Source organism: Gaetbulibacter saemankumensis DSM 17032, from assembly GCF_000425645.1.
Classification (GTDB): Bacteria; Bacteroidota; Bacteroidia; order Flavobacteriales; family Flavobacteriaceae; genus Gaetbulibacter; species Gaetbulibacter saemankumensis.
This window is the reverse complement of record NZ_AUDV01000005.1, coordinates 94,479-117,315: the sequence shown is the minus strand read 5'-3', so window position 1 is coordinate 117,315 and position 22,837 is coordinate 94,479. Positions and strand designations below refer to the sequence as shown.

Genomic DNA, 22,837 nt, shown 5'->3' with positions numbered 1-22,837 from the left:
GTATACTAACACAAAAAAAACATTTATATGAATTTTATAAAAAGAGTACTTTCTACTGTAACGGGGATTTTTGTTTTTCTATTTATTTGTTTTGGATTTTTAATTGTTCTGGGTTTAGTGTTAGGTTCTTCTAATGAAGCTGTAGTTACGGTGAAACCAAATACTGTATTAGATTTAAAATTAGATTTTCCTATTAGAGATTATGCTGGAAAAACAGAATTTAAACAATATGCATTTTTAAATGAAGACGAAAAAAACGGATTGTTTAATATTATAGATGCTATTAATTACGCAGCAACAGATAGCAATATTAAAGGAATTTCTATTGATAACAACTTTATAAAAGCAGGAATTTCTCAAACTAAAGCCTTAAGAGATGCTTTAATTAAGTTTAAAGAATCAGGGAAATTCATAACAGCCTATGCAGATATCTATACCCAAAAAGATTATTATTTAAGTTCGGTAGCCGATACTATTTTTATCAATCCTGCAGGCCTAATGGAATTTAAAGGTTTGTATTCTGAACAGTTGTATTTTAAAGATTTTCAGGAAAAATCTGGATTAAAAATGGAAGTGGTTCGTTTTGGGAAGTACAAAAGTGCCGTAGAACCGTTTTTGGAAAATGAAATGAGTCCAGCTAACAGAGAACAGGTGGAAGCTTTTTTAAATTCTATATGGGCTGAAGTTAAAAATGAAATTTCAGTAAGTCGCGGTATTTCTAAGGATGATTTAAATAATATAGCCGATAGTCTCCTTGCTAGAACCCCCAAATTAGCCTTAAAATCTAAATTAGTAGATAGAGTAGGATATCATGATGAATATATTTCAGGATTAAAACAAGCGGTTGGCGTGCCAGAATCTCAAGATTTAAACATGATTAGTATTGAAGATTATGCTGTACATACAGCTACAGAACTACTTACTAATTACAGTAAAAATAAAATAGCGGTTCTTTATGCTGAAGGTGAAATTATTTATGGTGAAGGTGATAAGGGTGTTGTAGGTCAGGGATCCATGAATCGTTCTTTGAAGAAAGCACGCGAAGATGATAATATTAAAGCGATTGTTCTGAGAATAAATTCACCAGGAGGAAGCGCTTTAGCAAGTGAGCTGATTTGGCGTGAAATAGAGTTAACAAAGCAAGTAAAGCCTGTGATTGTTTCTATGGGAGATTTAGCGGCTTCAGGAGGGTATTATATTGCTTGTAATGCTGATAAAATATATGCAGAACCAACGACTATAACGGGTAGCATAGGTGTTTTTGGTGTATTGCCTAATGGACATAAATTAATAAGTGACTTAGGTATTAATGCAGAGCAAGTCGCTACAAATAAAAATGCCGTTACATATAGTTTTTTTGAGCCACTTGATGACAATCAGAGGGCATTCATTAAAGAGGGTATTGTAGATATTTATGAATTGTTTACAACAAGAGTAGCTAATGGACGAGGGAAATTGCAGGATGAAATAAAAGCGATTGCTCAGGGACGTGTATGGACTGGTATCGATGCGTTGGCAAATGGTTTGGTTGATGAACTTGGTGGATTAGACAAGGCTATTGCTTATGCGGCAGAGCAGGCTGATTTAAACGATTATATGTTGAAAGAATTCCCTGTCTACAAGAAAGACTTAGAAAAGATTTTGAGTGATCTAGGCATTGCTGAAACCAAAGAAAGTATTCTAAAAGAAGAATTAGGAGAAGATGCTTATTGGGTTTTGCAGGAAATAAAATCTCTATCAAAAAAAGAAGGCGTGCAGTTATTGTTTCCTTATAGCACTGAAATTAAATAAAAAAAGCGCGATACATATGTATCGCGCTTTTTTTATTGCTGCATTTTAAAATAATAGTCTAAGGAATGTTTGCCTGATCCATAAACTAGGAAAAAACCGCATACTAATAATGTAATACATGCAATCAATAGATTGCCAGTATGCATTTCACCTACGAAATTTATGAGTATGGCACCTATTAAAATCGGTAATTGTGCTAAGATTGCCCAGCGAGTCAGTAACCCGCAAGCAATTAAGATACCTCCAATAAAATGAGCAGGAGCAACATAGTGCAAAGCAAACATGCCCCCAACCATATTTTGCATGGGTTTAAACAATTCTGCAAGCATCATACTATCAGATACGAAATTAATTCCTTTAATAAACAAGAAAACACCAAGCGCTATTCTTAGTAAATCCAATGGTAAATAAGTATGCTTGTTAGCCCACTTATTTAGTGGTTTTATTGTATCCATAATTAAACTGTTTGATTTTCAATTATTAAGATACAAAAAATAAAACTAAAAAGCTAGTTAAACCTGAATCACTCCTAAATTGAATCGCTTCTCAATAGGGGCATGATTAGCGGCTTCAATACCCATACTAATCCATTTTCTAGTATCTAACGGATTAATTATGGCATCTGTCCACAAACGAGCTGCTGAATAATATGGTGAAACCTGTGCGTCGTAACGCGATTTGATTTCATTGTATAGCGCTTCTTCTTTTTCAGGAGTAATAGTTTCTCCTTTTTTCTTTAAAGATGTCGTTTCAATTTGAAGTAACACTTTAGCAGCACTATTGCCACTCATAACGGCTAATTCGGCACTTGGCCAGGCTACAATCAGTCTCGGGTCATACGCTTTACCGCACATAGCATAATTACCTGCGCCATAGCTATTACCAGTAATTATTGTGAATTTGGGTACCACCGAATTACTTACCGCATTCACCATTTTAGCTCCATCTTTAATAATACCACCATGTTCACTTTTACTTCCAACCATAAATCCGGTTACATCTTGTAAAAATACTAAAGGGATTTTCTTTTGATTACAGTTGGCTATAAACCGAGTAGCTTTATCTGCGCTATCATTATATATAACACCACCAAACTGCATTTCTCCTTGTTTTGTTTTTACTAGTTTACGCTGGTTGGCAACAATACCTACAGCCCATCCATCAATTCTAGCGTAACAAGTGATGATAGCTTTTCCATAACCTGCCTTGTATTCATCAAATTCCGAACTATCGACTAAGCGTTTTATAATTTCATAAACGTCATATTGATCAGCTCTTGATTTAGGTAAAATACCATATATATCTTGAGGGTTTTCCTTTGGTTTTAAACCGTCTATTCTATTAAAACCGGCTTTATCATAATCACCAATTTTATCTACAATATTCTTAATAGTATCTAAAGCATCTTTATCGTCTTTAGCTTTATAATCTGTTACTCCAGAAATTTCACAATGTGTGGTTGCTCCGCCTAAGGTTTCGTTGTCTATGGTTTCTCCTATGGCTGCTTTAACCAAATAACTTCCTGCTAAAAAGATGCTACCCGTTTTATCTACAATAAGAGCTTCATCACTCATTATAGGCAGATAGGCTCCTCCAGCTACACAGCTTCCCATCACCGCGGCAATTTGAGTAATAGCCATACTGCTCATGATGGCATTGTTTCTAAAGATTCGTCCAAAATGTTCTTTGTCTGGGAATATTTCATCTTGTAAAGGCAGGTATACGCCTGCGCTATCCACCAAATAAATAATAGGAAGTTTGTTTTCAATGGCAATCTCTTGGGCTCTTAGGTTTTTTTTTGCGGTAATAGGGAACCAGGCACCTGCTTTAACAGTAGCATCATTAGCAACTACTATGCATTGCTTACCTTTTATATAACCTATTTTTACGACAACACCTCCTGATGGACAACCACCATGTTCATTGTACATATCTTCACCAGCTAGCGCTCCAATTTCAATAGAATTCCTTTTTGAATCTAAAAGATAGTCAATACGTTCACGGGCGGTCATTTTTCCTTTGCTATGAAGTTTTTCGATGTTCTTCTTTCCACCACCTAAATGTACTTTTGCAAGTCGTTTATTTAGTTCGGATACTAAAAGTTTATTGTGATCTTCGTTTTTATTGAAGTTTAAATCCATTATAGTGTATTTTCCGGCTAAAATACAAAAGTTTCAAATTATCCGAATCTCAATTGTTAGGATAATATTAAAATGTATTCCATAGAAATATATTCCTTGGAATATAAAATTAATTTTTGTACATTTGAATTAAATAACCTAAAAAAAATTGTAGAATGAAAAACATAATAGCTTTTGCAGGGTCGAACAGCACAGACTCAATAAACAAACAATTAGTTACTTACGGGGCAAGTTTACTTGAATCGGTTGAAGTAGAATTGTTAGATTTAAACAATTTTGAATTACCTCTATTTGGTGTGGATTATGAGAGAGAACAAGGGATTCCGAAAGAGGCCTATAAGTTTTTAGAGTATATAAAGAATTCTAATGGTATTTTATTGTCTTTAGCTGAACATAATGGGGCTTATACAGCCGCTTTTAAAAATTTGTTAGATTGGATGTCTAGAATTGAAAGTAAAACTTTTTATGGAAAACCAATGCTTCTATTGGCAACTTCTACAGGAAAAAGAGGAGGAGCCTCGGTTTTAGAAATTGCAAAAAGCAGGTTCCCTTATCATAATGCCGAAATAACAGATGTTTTTTCGTTGCCATCTTTCGGGGATAATTTTAAAAATGGAAAAATTGTAAATGAAGAGTTTGATGCGCAATTGAAAGAAGCTGTAGAGGAATTTCAGAAGAAATTAGAGGTTGAAACTGTTAAATAGCACAATTCTATATTATGGGGGACTTAGGAAAAGAAATACGCTCAAAATTTGTTAATCATAGACAAAAGGCCTTAGTTAACATTCTTTACACTGCAAATTGGATTACGAGCTGTCAAAATGAGTATTTAAAGGTTTATGGTATCTCACCTCAACAGTATAATATATTAAGAATATTAAGAGGTGCTGGTGAGCCATTGAAGGTTCAGGTTATAAAAGACCGCATGATTGATAGAGCTCCAAATGCCACAAGGCTAATGGATAAATTATGCGCTAAAAATTTCATTGAGCGTTTACCATGTGCACATGATAGGCGCGTTGTGAAAATAGCCATAACCGATAAAGGTTTAGGGCTTTTAGCCTCTATACCTAATGATTTTAATAAAGATTTATTAAAAAACCTTAATGAAGAAGATGCAGAACAATTAAGTAATCTTCTTGATAAAATGAGGTAAACAAAAAGAAAGGAAAGAAACAATGAAAACAGTAGTTCACAGATCAGATAGTCGAGGTTTTGCAAATCATGGGTGGTTACAGGCAAATCACTCCTTTAGTTTTGCTAATTATTATAACCCTGAAAAAGTACATTTTGGTGCGTTACGCGTGTTAAATGATGATATGATTGCTCCTAGCATGGGTTTTGGTACACATCCGCATGATAATATGGAAATTATAACGATCCCGTTAAAAGGTATTTTAAAACATAGAGATTCTATGCATAATGAATGGCAGGCAGTATTGCCGGGAGAAGTTCAAGTCATGTCGGCTGGAACAGGAGTTCAGCACTCAGAAATCAATGGTTCAAATGAAGACCATTTAGGTTTATTTCAAATTTGGATATTCCCAAATAAGCAGAATGTAGCACCTCGATACGATCAAAAATCGTTCGGTGCTGAACATAGAAAAAACAAATTGCAGACTTTGGTAACATCTATAGATGAAAATCATGAAGGTAGTTTAAAGATTCATCAGGATGCTGTTTTATCAAGAATAGATTTAGATAAAGGAAAATCTTTTAATTATAAGCTAAAAAGTGAAAATCACGGGGTTTATGTTATGAATATTTACGGTGAATTACTTATTGATGACAGGGTGTTAGCAACTAGAGATGCGATGGGTATTTCAGAAACGAATAGTTTTGAAATTGAAGCTAAAGATGATTCTAGTATTTTATTTATTGAAGTCCCAATGGAAATTTTAAAAGATAATCTTTTTGCATAAAGTCTGACCCAGATGGTCGGACTTTTTTATTTTGTGATATTAACAATAAGACAACTATTAAATGTTCTATATATTATATTTCGAGTTATTTGAAAATGAAATGAAAACGGAATATTTAATAGAATCAAAATCCATATCAAGTAATAATATTAATTTTTAAGCTTTCCAATTCATGTTAAAAGTACGATATTTGTCGTTTAAAACAGGGTTCAAAGAAATACGGTGGTATCTTTTTGATTTTTTCACTAAAAAGTCACCAATGTAAAATCTAATCTTGTCTTTTCAAGAGAGTCCTAAAGAATTAAAATAATTAAGTATGGCAATGAATAAAAACACAGTGTTGGCATGGGCAACATGGATAATGATTTTTGTAGGTTTAATGTTAATCGCTCTGGGGGCATTTCGCTATGACGATGTTGCAGGCTGGGGTTTTGCTGCTGTTGGGCTTGGTTTTTTTGCAGTTGCTTGGGTTTTTAACGCTTTAAAAGGTAGAGTATAATGAGTGACGATAAGAAAGTTATATTTTCAATGTCTGGTGTAACCAAGACATTTCAGGGAGCTAACACCCCTGTGTTAAAAAATATTTATTTAAGTTTTTTCTACGGAGCTAAAATTGGAATTTTAGGTTTAAATGGTTCTGGTAAATCAACTTTACTTAAAATTATCGCCGGTATAGATAAAAATTATCAAGGAGATGTTACATTTTTACAGGATTATTCGGTTGGATATTTAGAGCAGGAACCGCAATTAGATGAAGATAAAACCGTTATAGAAATTGTAAAAGAAGGTGCTGCTGAAACGGTAGCTATTCTTGATGAGTACAACAAAATTAATGACATGTTTGGTCTGGAGGAAGTTTATAGTGATCCAGATAAAATGGAAAAACTAATGAACAAGCAGGCTGAACTTCAAGATAAAATTGATGCGTCTAATGCCTGGGAATTAGATACCAAGTTAGAAATTGCCATGGATGCATTGCGTACTCCAGATGGAGACAAAAAAATTTCTGTATTGTCTGGAGGTGAACGTCGTCGTGTAGCTTTATGTAGATTGTTATTACAAGAGCCAGATGTTCTATTATTAGATGAACCTACAAACCACTTAGATGCGGAATCTGTTCATTGGTTAGAGCAGCATTTAGCACAATACAAAGGAACGGTTATTGCGGTTACCCACGATAGATATTTCCTAGATAACGTAGCTGGATGGATTTTAGAATTAGATAGAGGTGAAGGTATACCGTGGAAAGGTAATTATTCCTCTTGGTTAGATCAAAAAGCAAAACGTTTAGCGCAAGAAAGTAAATCAGCATCTAAGCGTCAAAAGACATTAGAACGCGAGTTAGAATGGGTGCGTCAAGGACCTAAAGGCAGGCAAACCAAACAAAAAGCCCGTTTAAAAAATTACGATAAGTTAATGAGTCAGGACCAAAAACAACTTGACGAAAAACTTGAAATTTATATTCCTAATGGGCCACGTTTAGGAACGAATGTCATTGAAGCCGTCGGGGTTAGTAAAGGATTTGATGATAAATTGCTTTACGAAGATTTAAATTTTAAACTTCCACAGGCTGGAATTGTTGGAGTTATTGGCCCTAATGGTGCTGGTAAAACCACAATTTTTAAAATGATTATGGGAGAAGAAATTCCAGATAAAGGTGAGTTTATAGTTGGTGACACAGCTAAGATTGCTTATGTGGATCAAAGTCATTCTAATATTGACCCAGAAAAAACGATATGGCAAAATTTTAGTGACGAGCAAGAGCTTATTATGATGGGAGGTAAGGAAGTAAATTCTCGTGCGTATCTAAGTAGATTTAATTTTTCAGGCGGAGAACAAAATAAGAAAGTAAAATTACTTTCAGGAGGAGAAAGAAACCGACTGCATTTAGCAATGACCTTAAAAGAAGAAGGCAACGTATTGCTTTTAGATGAGCCAACCAACGACCTTGATGTAAACACTTTACGGGCTCTGGAAGAAGGACTAGAAAACTTTGCAGGTTGTGCTGTAGTTATCTCTCACGACAGATGGTTTTTAGATAGAATTTGTACGCATATTTTAGCTTTCGAAGGTGATTCTCAAGTATATTTCTTCGAAGGAAGTTTTAGTGAATATGAAGAAAATAAGAAAAAACGCTTGGGAGGTGATTTAACTCCAAAGCGTATTAAGTATAAAAAATTAGTTCGATAAACTATATGAATATATAAAAAAAGCCTGCATCTAGCAGGCTTTTTTTTATTAAAATTGACACATTATTTGTTGTTACCACCATACATGTGGCCTTCGGTAAAGTCGGTGTATTCTTCTTTTTGATTAGTAATTTCTTCGCTCAATTTATCGAGACGTTCGTTCTCTTTTTTTAGTTTATATGATTTCCGAATACCTAAAATTAATAAAACGGAAAAAAATATAACTACAACAATAAGCAGTGTAACTACATTACTCTGGCTTAATAATGAAGTATTCATTAAAATGAATGAGGGCAATTTGGGAAACATATTAGTCTTACAGATAAGGTGTTAGTCATGCTAAAGATAAGATAATTTTAATTACTAAGGATTAAAAATGGGATTATTCTCTAAAAAAATGTCAGATTTATACCATATAAACGTACAATTAATCTACTAAATTGGGAGGTTTTAGTTTAAAATATAAAATTAATTTTTACTGGAAATAATTAAAACTAAGACTATAATTTATAGGGAAATTTGTTAATTTCAAAAATAAATTAAGATGATTATTTATGCGTGAAAACCATATAAAAAATATAGAACAAGAAGTACTTTCTGATAATTATTATATATTAAATAAGATAACCTTTAGTTATTTAATGAAGAGTGGACAATGGGTAGCTCAAATGCGTGAGGTATATGATAGAGGAGACGGTGCAGGAATTTTACTTTATAATAAGAAAAAGCAAACGGTGATTTTAACAAAACAATTCAGAATGCCGACTTTTATGAATAATAATCCTGATGGTTATCTAATTGAAATCTGTGCAGGCATGTTAGATAAGGATAATCCTGAGGCCTGTATTATAAGGGAAACGGAAGAGGAGGTGGGCTATCGATTGAAAGAAGTAAAAAAAGTATATGAAGCCTATTCGTCACCTGGAGTTATGACTGAAAAGATGCACTTTTTTATTGGAGAATATACTGATAATATGAAAGTAAATGATGGAGGTGGTTTAGAAAGTGAACATGAGGATATAGAGGTTTTAGAGCTCCCGTTTACGGAAGCTCTGGAGATGTTACATACTGGAAAAATTCAAGATACGCGCACTATTGTGTTATTACAGTATGCGCAAATACATAAATTAATTGAAGTTTAGTTGTTATTAGCTCTAATAAAATCGGTAATTAAATAAGTGATTAATTTACCTATAAGACTCGCTGTTTTTGATGTTGGTGCCGCTTCGCAAATGTGTAGGTACTTGGCATTGTTGTGTGCTGCAAAAAAATTAATGAATTGTCTGGTTTTATTTGTTGAAAAACCACTTGGAGATTTTGCACTACTATTTATATTTTCAATAGCATCACAGTCTATCTCAATACCATAAGGACTTTCAGATATAAAATCAGAAGCGCGATTTAATTCTTTTTTAAATTTTAATTCTTTAGTAACTTCAAGGTCCTCATAGGTATTATAAGCAATATTTTCTAGCTTATTTAAAGATTTTAAAATTTTATCGGAGGTATAATTTTTATGTAAACCGAAAATAAAATAGTTGTTCAAGAACCCTTCATTATAGGCGTAACTAAAACCATTACCACTATGGCGACCTTCTTCTTGTCTAAAATCTGAATGCGCGTCAAAATTTATTGCATTTATTGGTTTTTTTAATGCAAGACTGGCTCCCTTAATATTTCCGTAAGCATTATTATGGCCTCCTCCAATTATAATAGGTGTCTTACCGGCCGTTACAATTTGCTCCACTAAATAAGCTACTTGAGTATCTATTCTCCCTACGAGTTCTCGGGCTTTAACAAGATGTTTCTTTTTAGACTGATCTAATTTAGAAACTTTTTCCATTTCTTCTGAAAAATCTAAATGTCCTAAAATAAGAACGGATTCCGGCATAGTATATTCATTGCTTTGTATATTTAATAAAACTTTTATTGTAGCGTCCCATGCTTTCGAGGTTCCTATTTTACCGTAATTAGCAAAAACCCCAACATCTTCGGGCAAACCAAATATTACGTACTTAACATCTAAATCTTTTAGATTTTCGTATATATTTGAAATGCTGGGTAATACCTGAACATATTGGCCAAATTTGGATTCGCCAGTGCGTTTGTTTAAAAGTTTATTAATATTGCTTCTATTAAATAAAACGAGCTTATCCATTAAAATAAATAATTTTTGTAACTAAAATACATTAATATTTATTTTCAGCATTAGAAAAATCAAATAATAAAAAAACAAAACAATTAAACTTAAAAAACACGTATTATGGACGGAAACAAAAGTAGCAAAGGATTAAAAATAGCGCTAGGTGTAGCTATAGCATTATTTATTGGAACTGCATTTTATACAATGAATTTATATTCAACAAGCTCTAAAATCCAAAAAGATTTACAGTCTGAAAAAGAGTTAGTAATAAACGATTTAGATGCATTATCAAAGCAATATGATGAAGCTTTAAGTGAAAATGAAGTAGCTAATAAAGATTTACTCGAAGCTAAAGCTAGAATTCAAGGGTTAATAGATTCTTTAAAAATTTCTGAAACCAATGTAAAAAGTCTTTGGAGGTATAAGCAAAAATATGTAGCGTTACAGAAAGAAATGGATGTGTTGTTAGCTCAAAATGACTCATTAAGAATTGAAAACTCATATTTAGCAACGTCTTTAGACAGTACGAGAGTTCGATTAGAAGAACGCACTATTTTTACCGATTCTTTATTGCTTCAAAATGATGCATTAGCAGAAGTAGTGTCTAATGCTTCAGTATTAAGTGCTGTAGATTTAAAAGGTTCTGGGGTTATTGTAAGAACATCCGGAAAAGTAATTCCTACTGAAAGAGCAGGTAGAAGTGATAAAATTAGAGTATGCTTTATTGTAGCTAAAAATAAATTAGTACAAGCTGGAGATCAAGAATTGTATGTGCAGGTTATCGATCCAAAAAACAATACACTTGGACTGAATGAGCAAGTACAGTTTGATGAAACTACTTTAAACTATAGTATTATTAGTAAATTTAATTACGAAAACACAAATTTGAATGTCTGTGAATTTGTTGAAGCTAAAAAGGATGAGAAATTTGAGAAAGGACGATATATTGTAAATGTGTTTAATGAAAAAGATTTGGTAGCAACTTCTGAATTTGTTTTAAAATAATAAATCCTTGATTGTAAAGTAAACCTCAAACAGATGTTTGAGGTTTTTTTTATTTAGTTCAATGAAAATCAATTCTTTATGTTTTTACATTGAAATTTAATCGATATAAAGTAAGTTTTTACGACAACGTGTTAACAAATTTATTGGTATCTAATAGATTAAATTTATTTTGTTTGTATTGTTGCTGTAACTTTATTGATTGAATAAGACTTCCTAATAAATAAGACTAAAAAATAATCGATTAAAAAAACTTTAATTTTTAATGAATTCCACTATAGCATTTTTAAATTCATTTACGTCATTATCAAATGAAACTTTACAGGAGCTTTCAGATATTTCGAATTTAAAAAGAGTAAAGGCTGGAAATCAACTGGTTAAATTTAATGAAACACCTTCTAAAGTATATTTATTAGTATCTGGAGTTATTCGCTGTTATTTAAATACTGAGGCAGGCAAGGAATATAACAAGAGTTTTTATTTGCCTATTAGTTTTGTTGGATCATTAACAGCTTTAATTGAAAAAAGGCCATCACTTTTTGTATTTGAAACGGTTACAGAATGCAAAATTTATGAAATTAGGTTTTCAGACTTTAGAGAGCTTTGTGAACGTAATATTGCTGTAAACACATTTTATTCGAAAGTATTAGAATCGGTATATAAGAGTTACGAAACACGCTTAGTAGAATTAATTTCATTAGATGCCACCGGCAGATATCTAGCATTAAAGAAGCAAATTCCTGAATTAGAATCATTAATTCCACAGTATCATATAGCTTCCTATTTAGGAATTACCCCGGTGCAATTAAGCCGAATTAGAAAAAAAATTGAGAGTGTTAACATTTGTTAACAAATAGAACTTATCTAAAACATATATTTGTTTCAAATCTTTATCAACTAACTAAGAGAAGATTAATAGCTAACCAACCAAGAAAAAAAACAGGTAATTTAATTACCTGTTTTTTTGATATTATACCTAAGTATATATTATTATTTTAAGCTTCCTACCATATCTTCTGGTTTCACCCATTCGTCGTATTCTTCGGGCGTGACATAACCTAGATTAACAGCTTCTTCTTTTAGTGTAGTTCCATTTTTATGAGCTGTGTTTGCAATTTCAGCCGCTTTATAATAACCAATTTTAGTGTTTAACGCAGTAACTAGCATTAAAGAATTGTTAAGTAACTTGGTAATCACCTCCTGATTTGGCTCTATACCAACAGCACAATTCACATCAAAACTAATACAAGCATCACCTATTAATTGAGCTGATTGTAAAACGTTAGCCGCCATAACAGGTTTGAATACGTTTAATTCATAATGTCCCTGTAATCCGCCAACAGATACAGCTACATCGTTACCCATTACTTGTGCGCAAACCATAGTTAAAGCTTCACATTGCGTAGGGTTTACTTTGCCTGGCATGATAGAACTTCCGGGCTCATTGGCGGGAATAATAATTTCACCAATACCACTTCTAGGACCAGAAGCCATAAGTCTAATATCGTTAGCTATTTTATTTAAAGAAACAGCTAATTGTTTTAATGCGCCATGCGTTTCAACTAAGGCATCGTGTGCGGCTAAAGCCTCAAATTTGTTCGGAGCCGTAATAAATGGTAATCCTGTAAACTGTGCTATAAATTCTGCTACACGCTTACTGTAACCTTTTGGTGTATTTAATCCTGTTCCAACAGCAGTTCCTCCAAGGGCTAATTCGCTTAAATGTGGTAATGTATTTTCTAAAGCTTTTAAACCGTGATCTAATTGCGCTACATAGCCCGACAACTCTTGTCCTAAAGTTAAAGGCGTGGCATCCATTAAATGTGTACGACCTATTTTTACAACATCTTTAAAAGCCTCTGATTTTTTCTTTAATGTGTTTCTTAATTGCTTAACCCCAGGAATGGTCGTTTCTACAATTTTTTTATATGCTGCAATATGCATCCCAGTAGGGAAAGTATCATTAGATGATTGCGATTTATTTACATCATCATTAGGTTGAATAACTTTTTCACCTTCACCAATCACTTTACCTGCTAATTGTTGAGCGCGGTTTGCTACAACCTCATTCACATTCATATTGCTTTGAGTTCCCGAACCTGTTTGCCAGATTACTAAAGGAAATTGGTCGTCATGCTTACCTTCTAAAATTTCATCACAAACCGCAGCAATTAGGTCTCGCTTTTCTATTGGTAAAACACCAAGTTCGCAATTTGTGTAAGCAGCCGCTTTTTTTAAATAAGCAAAGCCATACACTATTTCTAAAGGCATAGACGCAGAAGGACCTATTTTAAAATTATTTCTAGAGCGTTCTGTTTGTGCTCCCCAAAGTTTATCGGCAGGTACTTGTACCTCACCCATAGTGTCTTTTTCTATTCTAAAACTCATTGTATTATTCGTTTAATATGGAACACAAATTTAAATCTTTTCATACGGTTTTGGGTATGATATTAGTTAGTTTTTTAATTTTTTTAAACTAATTCTTTATTAATTAAAGGTTAGAATGAGCTTTGGCACTGCTCTTTAATTTTTTTGAATTGAATAATTTCAAAATCCAATTAATTTAGAATACCGGCTAAAACAAGCTAAATTTAAATTAACTAGGATGTTAATAAATCTTAATTTTAGTATTGTATAACAAAAAGGGATATATTATCTTTGCGACATATTATTAAAAGACACTTACACTTATGTTTGATTTTGACCAATATTTAGGATTTTTAGCTTTTTTAACCATACTTACTATTGGATTTTGGTTAATGATATTTTTATTAACCTTTGTAATTCCTTACTGGATTGGTGGTTCGTTAATTGAAAGATTAAAAGAAATCAGAGAAGAGAAAAAGGCGAAGCGTGAGAATTCTTAATCAAACAACAATATAAAATAAAAAAGGAAGCTAATAGCTTCCTTTTTTTATGCCTTATAATTACATTTCAATGGCTCCACCACCATAATCACCGCGATTCATAGTTGGTTTCTTTTTCTGATTGAATCTGTAGGTAAAAGAAAGATTATACGTTCTACCCCCTCTAAATCTTAAATTGCGTTCTGTAGTAAAATCTTCAGTATCTACTATGCCTGTCATAACACGAGTATTAAATAAATCATTTACGTTAAAGGCTAACGAAGCTTTCTCCTTAAATAAATCTTTACTCAGTGCCATATTGGTAGAGAACATGCCATCTCGCTTGTTCTGTGCATCCTGACTTGGACCGTTATAATTTAAATTCGTTTGCCAGTCTACACTACCTGGTAAGGTGTATTTATTACTTAGTCGCACGGTCCAACTCACATTTTTCGAATCGAAATTAACATCTTGATAATCGCCTTCTATAATCGAATTAAAGATGTTGAAATCTGTATTTACACGCCATTTTCTACTGGGATTGTAGGTTAAATTAAATTCAAACCCATAACGATCTTCCGTTGCAATATTGGCCGGACCTCGCTTAATTACAGGAACTTCCTGACCATCAATAATAACAGTTTCTCCTGTATCTTCACTAATAAATTTAATGATATTGATTGAGTGCTGGTAGTAAGCGGAGGAGCTAAGGGTAAATTTCCCCAATCGGTTTAGGTATCCTAAATCAAATTTTCCAGCATATGTTGGATCTAAACCGGGGTTGCCTTGAAAAATATTCGTTAAACTAGACCTGGATGGATAAGGATTTAAGAAAAACGACCATGGTCGGCTTAATCGACGGTTATAACCTAATGTTAGATTTTCTCGTTCACTAAATTCGTAACTTAAATTAACTGTAGGAAACAAACCAGTGTAATTGCGCTTTTCAAAATCACCGCTCGTAGGTTGATCTAATGTTAATTGCGTGTTTTCCATTCTCAATCCCAATAAATAAGAAAACTTATTAATTTTACTGCCAAATTGAGCATAGGCCGCATGTATATAATTTCGGAAGTTAAATACATTGGAAAGATTTTTGTCTAATTCGAATTCACCTGTATTTTCATTCAGTAATTCTACTTTGTAATCGGTCGTTCTATCACTATAATCACCTCGATACCCCATTTCAAATTGATTATTATCACCTATAGGTAATACATAATCTGCTCTTAATAATATTTTAGCCTCATCATTTAATTCAGTAAGGATATCTGTATTTACACCATCTACCTCTATTAAAGAAAGATTATCGTCGGAGTTATCTTCATGCTGAAAATCAAAAGAGAATTTATGACCTTCTGTTTCAAATTCTTTAGTAAAATTAACAGAATACTGAAGGTTTTTATTGTCGTTCAATTTAGGGTCAAATCTTAAACTTTGTCCAATTAAATTGTTATTAGAATCGTATTGAAGCAGTCTATTAGTAGAATTATTGTCGTTACTCCCATCATTATAAACAAAAGAGGTTGTTAAGGATGCGGAATCATTGATATACCATTCAACACCAATATTATTAGTGACACCTTTTCTAGTGTCTACCCAATTTCTTTTTTCATCTAAGATGTTACCGTTGTTTTTATAGGTGGTATAAGAATACCAATTACCTATAGATTCATTATATCTATAAGACAAGGTGTTAAATATATTAACATTTCCGGTTCTGTAATTTATGTTTCCAGAAATTCCAGCTGCATCTGGATGACCTACATTTGCCGTTAAGGCTCCGTTAAGTCCAAGTAATTTGCTGCGACGAATAATGATATTTAAAATACCTGCAGTTCCTTCAGATTCATAGCGTGCTGAAGGCGATGTAATAACTTCAACTTTTTCAATGGCATCGGCGGGTAATTGGCGTAATGCATCTGTAGAATTCAGCCCCACTAAACCAGAAGGCTTTCCATTAATCAATATTCTTACATTATCATTACCGCGTAAAGCTACATTGCCTTCGGCATCAACTGAAACCGAAGGTACATTATCCAAAACATCACTAACGTTACCTCCGCGTACCGTTAAATCTTGACCTACATTATAAATTTTTTTGTCTAATTTAACCTCTACGGTTGTACGCTCGGCTATAATTTCAACCTCACCTAAAGATTCCAAATCGAGATCGAGCGCTATTACGCCCAAATTTAAATTTTCAATAATTTTCTTATTAGAAAGTTTATATGACTTATACGATATGTATTCTGTTGAAATATCGTAAATACCTGGTTTTATTTTAATAGAAAAATTACCATTAACATCTGTAATTGTGCCATCGACTACCTTTTGGGCTTCAACACTGTAAAAGGATATGGTAGCGTATTCTAATGGTTGCTTTGTTTCCGAATCGATAACTTTTCCTGATACTGTAAAATTTTTATCTGTAATTGCTCCGGAAGCAAAGGAAATCATTAAAAGAAATAGACTGAAAATAGTTTTGAGCATAAGTAAGTGTTAAAAAGTAAAAGTAATGGAAGATAGAAGGTATAAAGGTTAAAGACTTGTTAAATTAGTTCTGTAATTCGTTAATATATAAGAAAAGGACTCGTTTGAGTCCTTGTAATTTGGGTTATAAAAGATTGCTAAAATTCAAAGTCATCATCACCACTATTATCACCAGAATTTCTACGCTCATTTCGTTGTTTTTGTTGATTAAAGCGATAGATAAACGAAACATTTACCTGGCGTTGCCTCCATTGTGATTCACTATAACGCTCAAAAAAACCTGTAGTTGTTAGAGTTTTTCGTTTTCTAGAGTTAAAGACATCACGCGCATTCAATGCGATAGTAGCATTATTATTAAGAATTTCTTTGCTAATTGCTAAGTCTAATGAAAAAATACCTTCCGATTTACTTTGAGCATTTTCATTGGGACCCCGATAATTAGCATTTGTTTGCCAGTCAATTTTACCAGGTAATGTAACTTTGCTGTTAAAACGAGCAAACCAAGAGGTGTTTTTCGCACCATAATCGACATCATTAAAAAATCCATCTTTCTTAAATTGAAAAATATTAAAACTAGAATTTAATCGTAACCACTTTTTAGGGTTATATAATATCCCGAATTCTGCTCCTGTTCTTTGATTGGTTGATAGATTCACAGGAATCCTTCTAATAATATCGATACCATCTGATGTTTGTTTACCTGTGTTTTCCTCAATACGCTCAAAAGCATTAGTTTCATACTGATAATACACCGAACTGCTTAATGTTATCTTTTCCCATCGTTTTAAATAACCTATATCGAAGGCACTAGCAAAGGCAGGATTTAAATTGGGGTTTCCTTGAAACACATTGGTGCGACTCGATCTAGAAGGAAATGGATTGATGTAATAACCTCGTGGACGGTTAATACGGCGGTTATAGCCGATTGTAATGCTTTCTTCTAAATCATCATTTTTGCTTAAGTTATATATTAGATTTACTGTGGGAAATAACCCGAGATAATTTCTATTGAAATCCAGATCGATTGGAAAACCAAAAGCTTCTTCAATTTCTTCATCTGTTAATTTTGAATCGATAGTACCTTTAAGTTGTGTGTTTTCTAATCTTAAACCTAATAAAAATGAAAATCTACCAAGTTTAGAACCGTATTGCGTGTAAATGGCATTAATATTTTCGGTATAATCAAAAATATTAGAAATGGTATCGTTAATAATAAACGCTCCTGTATTAGTGTCTTCCTGCTCTAAGAGATAGTTGGTTATTTCATTATCATATTTACTTCGGAAACCCGCTTCAAATCTTGAATTTTCTCCAATAGGTAATACGTAGTCAGCTTGAATTAAGTATTCTTTTTCGTCCTCGGTGGCATAGACTTTTTCATCTTGTAATTTCTCTGGATTAGGAGTGATAGTTTCTAAAATTTCTTCATCAATAAAAGTGAATTGCTTCTCGAACCCACTTTCAATTTGGATGTCGGCCGTTAATTGATGCCCGTCATTATTAAATTTATTAATATAGTTCAAAGCAACCTGAAAATTATCACCATCTTCATCTTGCTTTTCCGAACGTAAGGTACGCTCTTCAATAGTTCCACTATTAAATCTGTCGCTATTATTAAGTGATAAATCGGCATCTTCACCATACCTATAAAAAACAGTTCCCGTTAATGATGATTTTTTAGTTAGAAAATATTCCATTCCTAAATTCGCATTGTAATTTCTATTTAATCGAGTAACTTCTTGTTTCTCACGAATACGTTCAAATTTTGGCACTACTGGATTTCCTGTTTCCTCAAAAGATTCAAAATAATGAGCATCGCTAAAACTATTTCTTGGAGCATCGAAATAACGAAAGCCTAGAGTAGAGAATAGGTTGAATTTTTCTGTGCGATAATTAATATTTGCTGAAACACCTACATTATCAGGGCTACCTAGTGTAAAGTTAAAAGAACCATTAAAACCGAGGGTTTCCTTTTGTCTTAAAATAATATTTAAAATACCTGCGGTTCCTTCAGCGTCATATCTAGCAGAGGGAGACGTTATTACTTCGACGCGTTCGATAGCTTCTGCCGGTAATTGACTTAAAACATTGGTATCCCCAAAACCAGCCATCGCCGATGGTTTCCCGTTAATTAAAATACGAACATTTTCATTACCACGCAGACTAATACCACCTTCAATATCGACAGCTACCGATGGCACATTGTTTAAGGCATCACTTACTGTTCCTCCAGCCGAGGTAAGATCTTTACCTATATTATAAATTTTCTTGTCAAGTTTAATCTCAACAGTAGTACGTTCTGCTATAATTTCTACCTCGTCAAGGGTGCCATAATCAATTTCTAAAAAAAGGACGCCTAAATCCACGTTTTTGGAAAGGTTTTTATTCTTGAAAACAATAGGTTTATAAGATATATATTCAATGGAAATGTCGTAGACACCATGGTGTATTTCTATGGCAAATTCTCCATCAAAATTAGTGATACCTCCATCGATAATTTTACCAGCCTTTTTATTAAAGAATGAAACAGTCGCATATTCTAATGGCAGCTTAGTTTCTTTATCCAAAACCTTCCCTGAAACTATAACTTTTTTATCGTCATTAAGAATGATGTTTTTAGGTTGTGCAATTAATGATAGAAATGAAAAAATGGAAATAAATATAATGAATGAAAATTTAGTCATAGTTATACTTTAACATTTAGACCCAGTAGGCTCTACTTGGTTTAACTAATAATAGTTAAAAAAAAGTTAATAAAAAAGAGGCATAAAAGCCTCTTAAATGATTTTAGAAATATTTTCGGTAGGTCTTCCTATAACTGCCTTATCTCCATTTATAATTATTGGTCGTTCAATTAATTTCGGGTGATTAACCATAGCTTCAACAATGTCGTCATTACTAAGCTCTTTTCCTTTGAAATCACTTTTCCATATGGCTTCGTTTTTACGGACTAAGTCAATAGGTTTTACACCTAAAAGAGATATGATATTCTTTAATTCTGAAGCTGTAGGTACATCTTCTAGATATTTTATAATTTCAAATTCTTTACCTAATTCTTCAAGGAATGCCACGCCTAAACGTGATTTACTACACCTGTTATTGTGATATATTTTTATCATTTTAAATAGTTATATTATATCGTTGTAATTCTTTTCTTAGTTGATTGGGGGTTTTAAAGTGAATACCCTTTATTCCTAATGATTTGGCAGCTTCAACATTACGAAGATTGTCATCGATAAAAATGGCATTTTCAGGAGTGATATGGTAACGATTTATACAAGTTTGATAGATTTCTTTGAATGGTTTACGAGTTTTTTCTTCACCAGAAACCACAATACCTTCAAACCAATTTAAAAACTCGAATCGTTGTTGTGCAATCGGGAAGGTTTCGCTACTCCAGTTGGTAAGAGCTACAACCTGATATTGATTAGAATTGATTAATGCCTTGAGAATATCTACGGTTCCCGAAATAGAACCGCCTAACATTTTTGGCCAATCTCCATAAAACATTTTAATATACGATTTGTATTTGGGGAATTTTGCAATTAAATCGTTAGTCGCTTGCTCTAATGGATATCCGGCATCTTGATTTTCATTCCAGTCGCTCGTACATACGGTATCTAAAAACCAACGCATTTGTTCGTGATTACCATTAAAAGCATCCAGAAAAACATATTCTGGATTCCAATCGATTAATACGCCTCCTAAATCAAAAATAATGGTATTAATAGTCATTATAAGCTGTTTTCGTCCTCTACTTTTTGACCCATCATCATTAAATAGGACTTTAAAAACGGACTAATATTACCATCTAAAACGCTATCTACATTACTTGTTTCGTGCGCCGTTCTAACATCTTTAACCAATTTATAAGGTTGCATAACATAGTTACGGATCTGACTTCCCCATTCAATTTTCATTTTACTTGCTTCAATGTCATCTCGTTGTGCTAATTGCTTCTGAAGTTCAATTTCATACAATTGCGATTTCAGCATTTGCATTGCACGAGCACGGTTATCATGCTGAGAACGTGTTTCTGAACATGATATTTGAATACCGGTAGGTTTATGTGTTAACTGCACTTTAGTTTCAACCTTATTTACATTTTGCCCTCCGGCACCGCTAGATCGCGCTGTAGTAATTTCTATATCTGCAGGGTTGATTTCTATCTCAATAGTATCGTCTACTAGTGGATAAACATACACTGAAGCGAAACTAGTATGTCGTTTAGCATTACTATCGAATGGAGAAATTCTAACTAAGCGATGCACACCGTTTTCACCCTTTAGCCAACCAAAAGCAAAATCGCCTTCAATTTCTAAAGTAACGGTTTTAATTCCTGCAACATCTCCTTCCTGAAAGTTCAGCTCTTTTACTTTGAACCCACTTTTTTCTGCATACATTAAATACATACGCATAAGCATACTAGCCCAGTCACAACTTTCTGTCCCTCCGGCACCTGCGGTAATTTGAAGTACAGCACTTAGGCTGTCACCTTCATCGGAAAGCATGTTTTTAAACTCGATATCTTCGAGCAGAGAGAATGCTTTTTCATATTGCTCTTCAACATCTTCCATGCTAGATTCTCCTTCTTTATAAAATTCATAAAGAACATCTAAATCTTCAATTAAGATTTTTGCAGCATTGTAATCTTCAACCCATTTTTTCTTACCTCGGAGCGACTTCATGGTTGCTTCCGCAGATTTTGGGTCATCCCAGAAATTAGGGTCAAACGTTTTTTCTTCTTCGTTTTGTATTTCTATAAGCTTAGTATCTACGTCAAAGATAGTGCCTTAGTTTGTCAAGGCGGGTATTGAGATCTTTAATTTGATCTGAAGTAATCATAATTCAATTGTTTTGAGCAAAAATATAACTTAATAATCAGCAGAAAAATATTTAAAACTTTAATTTTATCGAATTAAAATAAAGATTGCGCATATGAAAATTGATTTAAGAAGCGATACAGTAACAAAACCTACAACCGAAATGCTTGAGGCTATGATGCAGGCCCAAGTTGGAGATGATGTTTTTAGCGAGGATATTACCGTAAATGCACTTGAAGACAAATTAGCAAACATGTTTGGTAAATCGAACGCTCTGTTTTTTCCAAGCGGAAGTATGGCTAACCAGACAGCCATAAAATTACACACCAACCCAGGGGAACAGGTGATTTGTGATAAATATGCTCACATCTATAATTACGAAGCTGGAGGCGTATCGTTTAATAGTGGCGTATCATGTAAGTTAATTGATGGTAATAGAGGTATGTTTAACGCTGAACAAGTGATGGACGCTATTAATCCTGATTTGTATTATTATAGTAAGACAACGTTAGTTGAAATAGAGAACACCACAAATAAAGGAGGAGGGGCCTGTTGGGATTTTGATGAAATAAAAAAAATTAAAGACGTATGCGATGTAAATAATTTTGGTTTTCATCTGGATGGTGCGCGCTTATGGAATGCCATGCAAGTGAAAAATGTTTCCCCTAGACAGTATGGTGAAGTGTTTGACACCATTTCGGTATGTTTAAGCAAAGGATTAGGATGCCCAATAGGCTCAGTGCTAATTGGTGATGCAGATATTATGGCGGATGCTATGAGATACCGAAAGGTATTTGGAGGCAATATGCGTCAGGTAGGATATCTTGCAGCAGCAGGCTTATATGCCCTTGAAAATAATATAGAGCGACTACGTGATGATCATAAGAGGGCTGAGGAACTTGGTGTTGAGTTATCTAGATTATCGATCGTAAAATCAGTAGAGCCAACAGAAACAAATATTGTAATTTTTGAACTTAACAAAGGGGTTAATGAATCATTTTTTTTACAAAAATTACTAGATAACAATATACATATCATCAGTATGGGCAGTGGTAAATTACGCATGGTAACACATCTTGATTATACCGATGATATGCATGACATTGTAATTAGAACTTTAAAAAATATATAACTATTTAAAAAAATCCATACCAGGGATATTAGGCATTCCCTCTTTAGCAACAGCCGCTAATTCAGCTTCATTAACTTTAGTAGCTCTTTCTATAGCTTTGTTTATAGTTAAAATAAGATAGTCTTCTAGCTGTTCTTTGTCTTCTAGTAAAGCATCGTCTATAGCAATAGATTTAATTGTTCTATTAGCTGTTAGCCTTACTTTTAAAAGGTTGTCACTGCTAGATTCATCAATTAAAACGGTATCTAATCGCTTTTTAGTTTCTTCAACTTTTTGCTGGGTTTCTTTTAGTTTCCCCATCATATTCATCATATCTCCAAACATAGTATATAATTTAATTTTTACGCAAATGTAA

The 22,837-nt window shown here is 33.2% G+C and carries 22 protein-coding genes; 11 read left to right on the top strand and 11 right to left on the bottom strand.

Annotation, left to right across the window (positions count from 1 at the left end):
* Positions 1–27: 27 nt before the first annotated feature.
* Complete coding sequence (gene sppA / locus H611_RS0100580; protein WP_027136518.1) at positions 28–1,791, top strand: signal peptide peptidase SppA; 1,764 nt, start codon at positions 28–30, stop codon at positions 1,789–1,791.
* A gap of 32 nt (positions 1,792–1,823) precedes the next feature.
* Here the strand turns inward: sppA and H611_RS0100575 are convergent, their stop codons facing one another.
* Both H611_RS0100575 and H611_RS0100570 read right to left on the bottom strand, forming a co-directional pair.
* Complete coding sequence (locus tag H611_RS0100575; RefSeq protein WP_027136517.1) at positions 1,824–2,246, bottom strand: DoxX family protein; 423 nt, start codon at positions 2,244–2,246, stop codon at positions 1,824–1,826.
* A 57-nt stretch (positions 2,247–2,303) separates the two neighbouring features.
* On the bottom strand, positions 2,304–3,932 hold the full coding sequence (locus H611_RS0100570) for an acyl-CoA carboxylase subunit beta (protein WP_027136516.1): 1,629 nt from the start codon (positions 3,930–3,932) through the stop codon (positions 2,304–2,306).
* A gap of 155 nt (positions 3,933–4,087) precedes the next feature.
* On the opposite strand from H611_RS0100570, the gene H611_RS0100565 reads away from it, so the two are divergent.
* From H611_RS0100565 to ettA, 5 genes are all read left to right on the top strand, one after another.
* Positions 4,088–4,636 (top strand): NADPH-dependent FMN reductase, encoded by a 549-nt coding sequence (locus tag H611_RS0100565; RefSeq protein ID WP_027136515.1) that lies wholly within the window; start codon positions 4,088–4,090, stop codon positions 4,634–4,636.
* A gap of 14 nt (positions 4,637–4,650) precedes the next feature.
* Entirely contained in the window at positions 4,651–5,088 is a 438-nt protein-coding gene (locus H611_RS0100560) for a MarR family winged helix-turn-helix transcriptional regulator (RefSeq protein WP_027136514.1), read from the top strand.
* A gap of 22 nt (positions 5,089–5,110) precedes the next feature.
* Positions 5,111–5,854 carry a pirin family protein gene (locus H611_RS0100555; RefSeq protein WP_027136513.1) on the top strand — a complete coding sequence of 248 codons (744 nt, stop codon included), beginning with the start codon at positions 5,111–5,113 and terminating at the stop codon, positions 5,852–5,854.
* A 316-nt stretch (positions 5,855–6,170) separates the two neighbouring features.
* Positions 6,171–6,353 (top strand): CAL67264 family membrane protein, encoded by a 183-nt coding sequence (locus H611_RS0100550; RefSeq protein WP_027136512.1) that lies wholly within the window; start codon positions 6,171–6,173, stop codon positions 6,351–6,353.
* Complete coding sequence (ettA, locus tag H611_RS0100545) at positions 6,353–8,044, top strand: energy-dependent translational throttle protein EttA (protein WP_027136511.1); 1,692 nt, start codon at positions 6,353–6,355, stop codon at positions 8,042–8,044. The genes H611_RS0100550 and ettA overlap by 1 nt, the downstream gene beginning before the upstream one ends.
* 62 nt (positions 8,045–8,106) lie before the next feature.
* Here ettA and H611_RS0100540 read toward each other — a convergent pair whose 3' ends face one another.
* Positions 8,107–8,322, bottom strand: coding sequence for an FtsL-like putative cell division protein (locus tag H611_RS0100540; protein ID WP_035483171.1), 216 nt, complete (start codon positions 8,320–8,322; stop codon positions 8,107–8,109).
* A gap of 275 nt (positions 8,323–8,597) precedes the next feature.
* On the opposite strand from H611_RS0100540, the gene nudK reads away from it, so the two are divergent.
* Complete coding sequence (gene nudK, locus H611_RS0100535) at positions 8,598–9,185, top strand: GDP-mannose pyrophosphatase NudK (RefSeq protein WP_027136509.1); 588 nt, start codon at positions 8,598–8,600, stop codon at positions 9,183–9,185.
* Here nudK and H611_RS0100530 read toward each other — a convergent pair.
* The gene (locus H611_RS0100530) at positions 9,182–10,201 is read right to left on the bottom strand and encodes a formimidoylglutamase (protein ID WP_027136508.1); all 1,020 of its coding nucleotides are present in this window, start codon (positions 10,199–10,201) and stop codon (positions 9,182–9,184) included. The genes nudK and H611_RS0100530 overlap by 4 nt on opposite strands.
* Positions 10,202–10,306: 105 nt before the next feature.
* Between H611_RS0100530 and H611_RS0100525 the strand changes: the two genes are divergently transcribed.
* Entirely contained in the window at positions 10,307–11,191 is an 885-nt protein-coding gene (locus H611_RS0100525) for a chromosome partitioning protein ParA (RefSeq protein ID WP_027136507.1), read from the top strand.
* A gap of 262 nt (positions 11,192–11,453) precedes the next feature.
* A complete protein-coding gene (locus H611_RS13720; RefSeq protein WP_051238668.1) occupies positions 11,454–12,038 on the top strand; it encodes a Crp/Fnr family transcriptional regulator in 585 nt (194 codons plus the stop codon).
* A 140-nt stretch (positions 12,039–12,178) separates the two neighbouring features.
* On the opposite strand, the gene fumC is transcribed toward H611_RS13720, so the two are convergent.
* A complete protein-coding gene (gene fumC, locus H611_RS0100515) occupies positions 12,179–13,576 on the bottom strand; it encodes a class II fumarate hydratase (protein WP_027136506.1) in 1,398 nt (465 codons plus the stop codon).
* 302 nt (positions 13,577–13,878) lie between these two features.
* On the opposite strand from fumC, the gene H611_RS14795 reads away from it, so the two are divergent.
* Entirely contained in the window at positions 13,879–14,055 is a 177-nt protein-coding gene (locus tag H611_RS14795; protein ID WP_169515971.1) for an ATP synthase subunit B family protein, read from the top strand.
* A 60-nt stretch (positions 14,056–14,115) separates the two neighbouring features.
* Here the strand turns inward: H611_RS14795 and H611_RS0100505 are convergent, their stop codons facing one another.
* The 5 genes from H611_RS0100505 to prfB all read right to left on the bottom strand — a co-directional run bounded on the left by H611_RS0100505 (position 14,116) and on the right by prfB (position 21,372).
* Positions 14,116–16,527, bottom strand: coding sequence for an outer membrane beta-barrel protein (locus H611_RS0100505; RefSeq protein ID WP_027136505.1), 2,412 nt, complete (start codon positions 16,525–16,527; stop codon positions 14,116–14,118).
* Positions 16,528–16,664: 137 nt separating this feature from the next.
* Positions 16,665–19,211, bottom strand: coding sequence for an outer membrane beta-barrel family protein (locus H611_RS0100500; protein WP_035483096.1), 2,547 nt, complete (start codon positions 19,209–19,211; stop codon positions 16,665–16,667).
* Positions 19,212–19,304: 93 nt separating this feature from the next.
* Positions 19,305–19,646 carry an arsenate reductase (glutaredoxin) gene (gene arsC, locus H611_RS0100495; protein WP_027136503.1) on the bottom strand — a complete coding sequence of 114 codons (342 nt, stop codon included), beginning with the start codon at positions 19,644–19,646 and terminating at the stop codon, positions 19,305–19,307.
* A gap of 1 nt (position 19,647) precedes the next feature.
* Positions 19,648–20,262: an HAD family hydrolase gene (locus tag H611_RS0100490; protein WP_027136502.1), complete on the bottom strand. Its 615-nt coding sequence runs from the start codon at positions 20,260–20,262 to the stop codon at positions 19,648–19,650.
* Positions 20,262–21,372, bottom strand: a protein-coding gene (gene prfB / locus H611_RS0100485; RefSeq protein ID WP_157515010.1) for a peptide chain release factor 2 whose coding sequence is annotated in 2 segments (ribosomal slippage) — positions 20,262–21,308 and positions 21,310–21,372 — 1,110 coding nt in all. Because the reading frame shifts where the segments join, the coding sequence is not laid out codon by codon here. The genes H611_RS0100490 and prfB overlap by 1 nt, the downstream gene beginning before the upstream one ends.
* A gap of 93 nt (positions 21,373–21,465) precedes the next feature.
* Here prfB and H611_RS0100480 point away from each other — a divergent pair.
* Positions 21,466–22,482, top strand: coding sequence for a threonine aldolase family protein (locus H611_RS0100480; protein ID WP_027136500.1), 1,017 nt, complete (start codon positions 21,466–21,468; stop codon positions 22,480–22,482).
* Here the strand turns inward: H611_RS0100480 and H611_RS0100475 are convergent, their stop codons facing one another.
* Positions 22,483–22,806 (bottom strand): YbaB/EbfC family nucleoid-associated protein, encoded by a 324-nt coding sequence (locus H611_RS0100475; RefSeq protein ID WP_027136499.1) that lies wholly within the window; start codon positions 22,804–22,806, stop codon positions 22,483–22,485.
* Positions 22,807–22,837 lie beyond the last annotated feature (31 nt).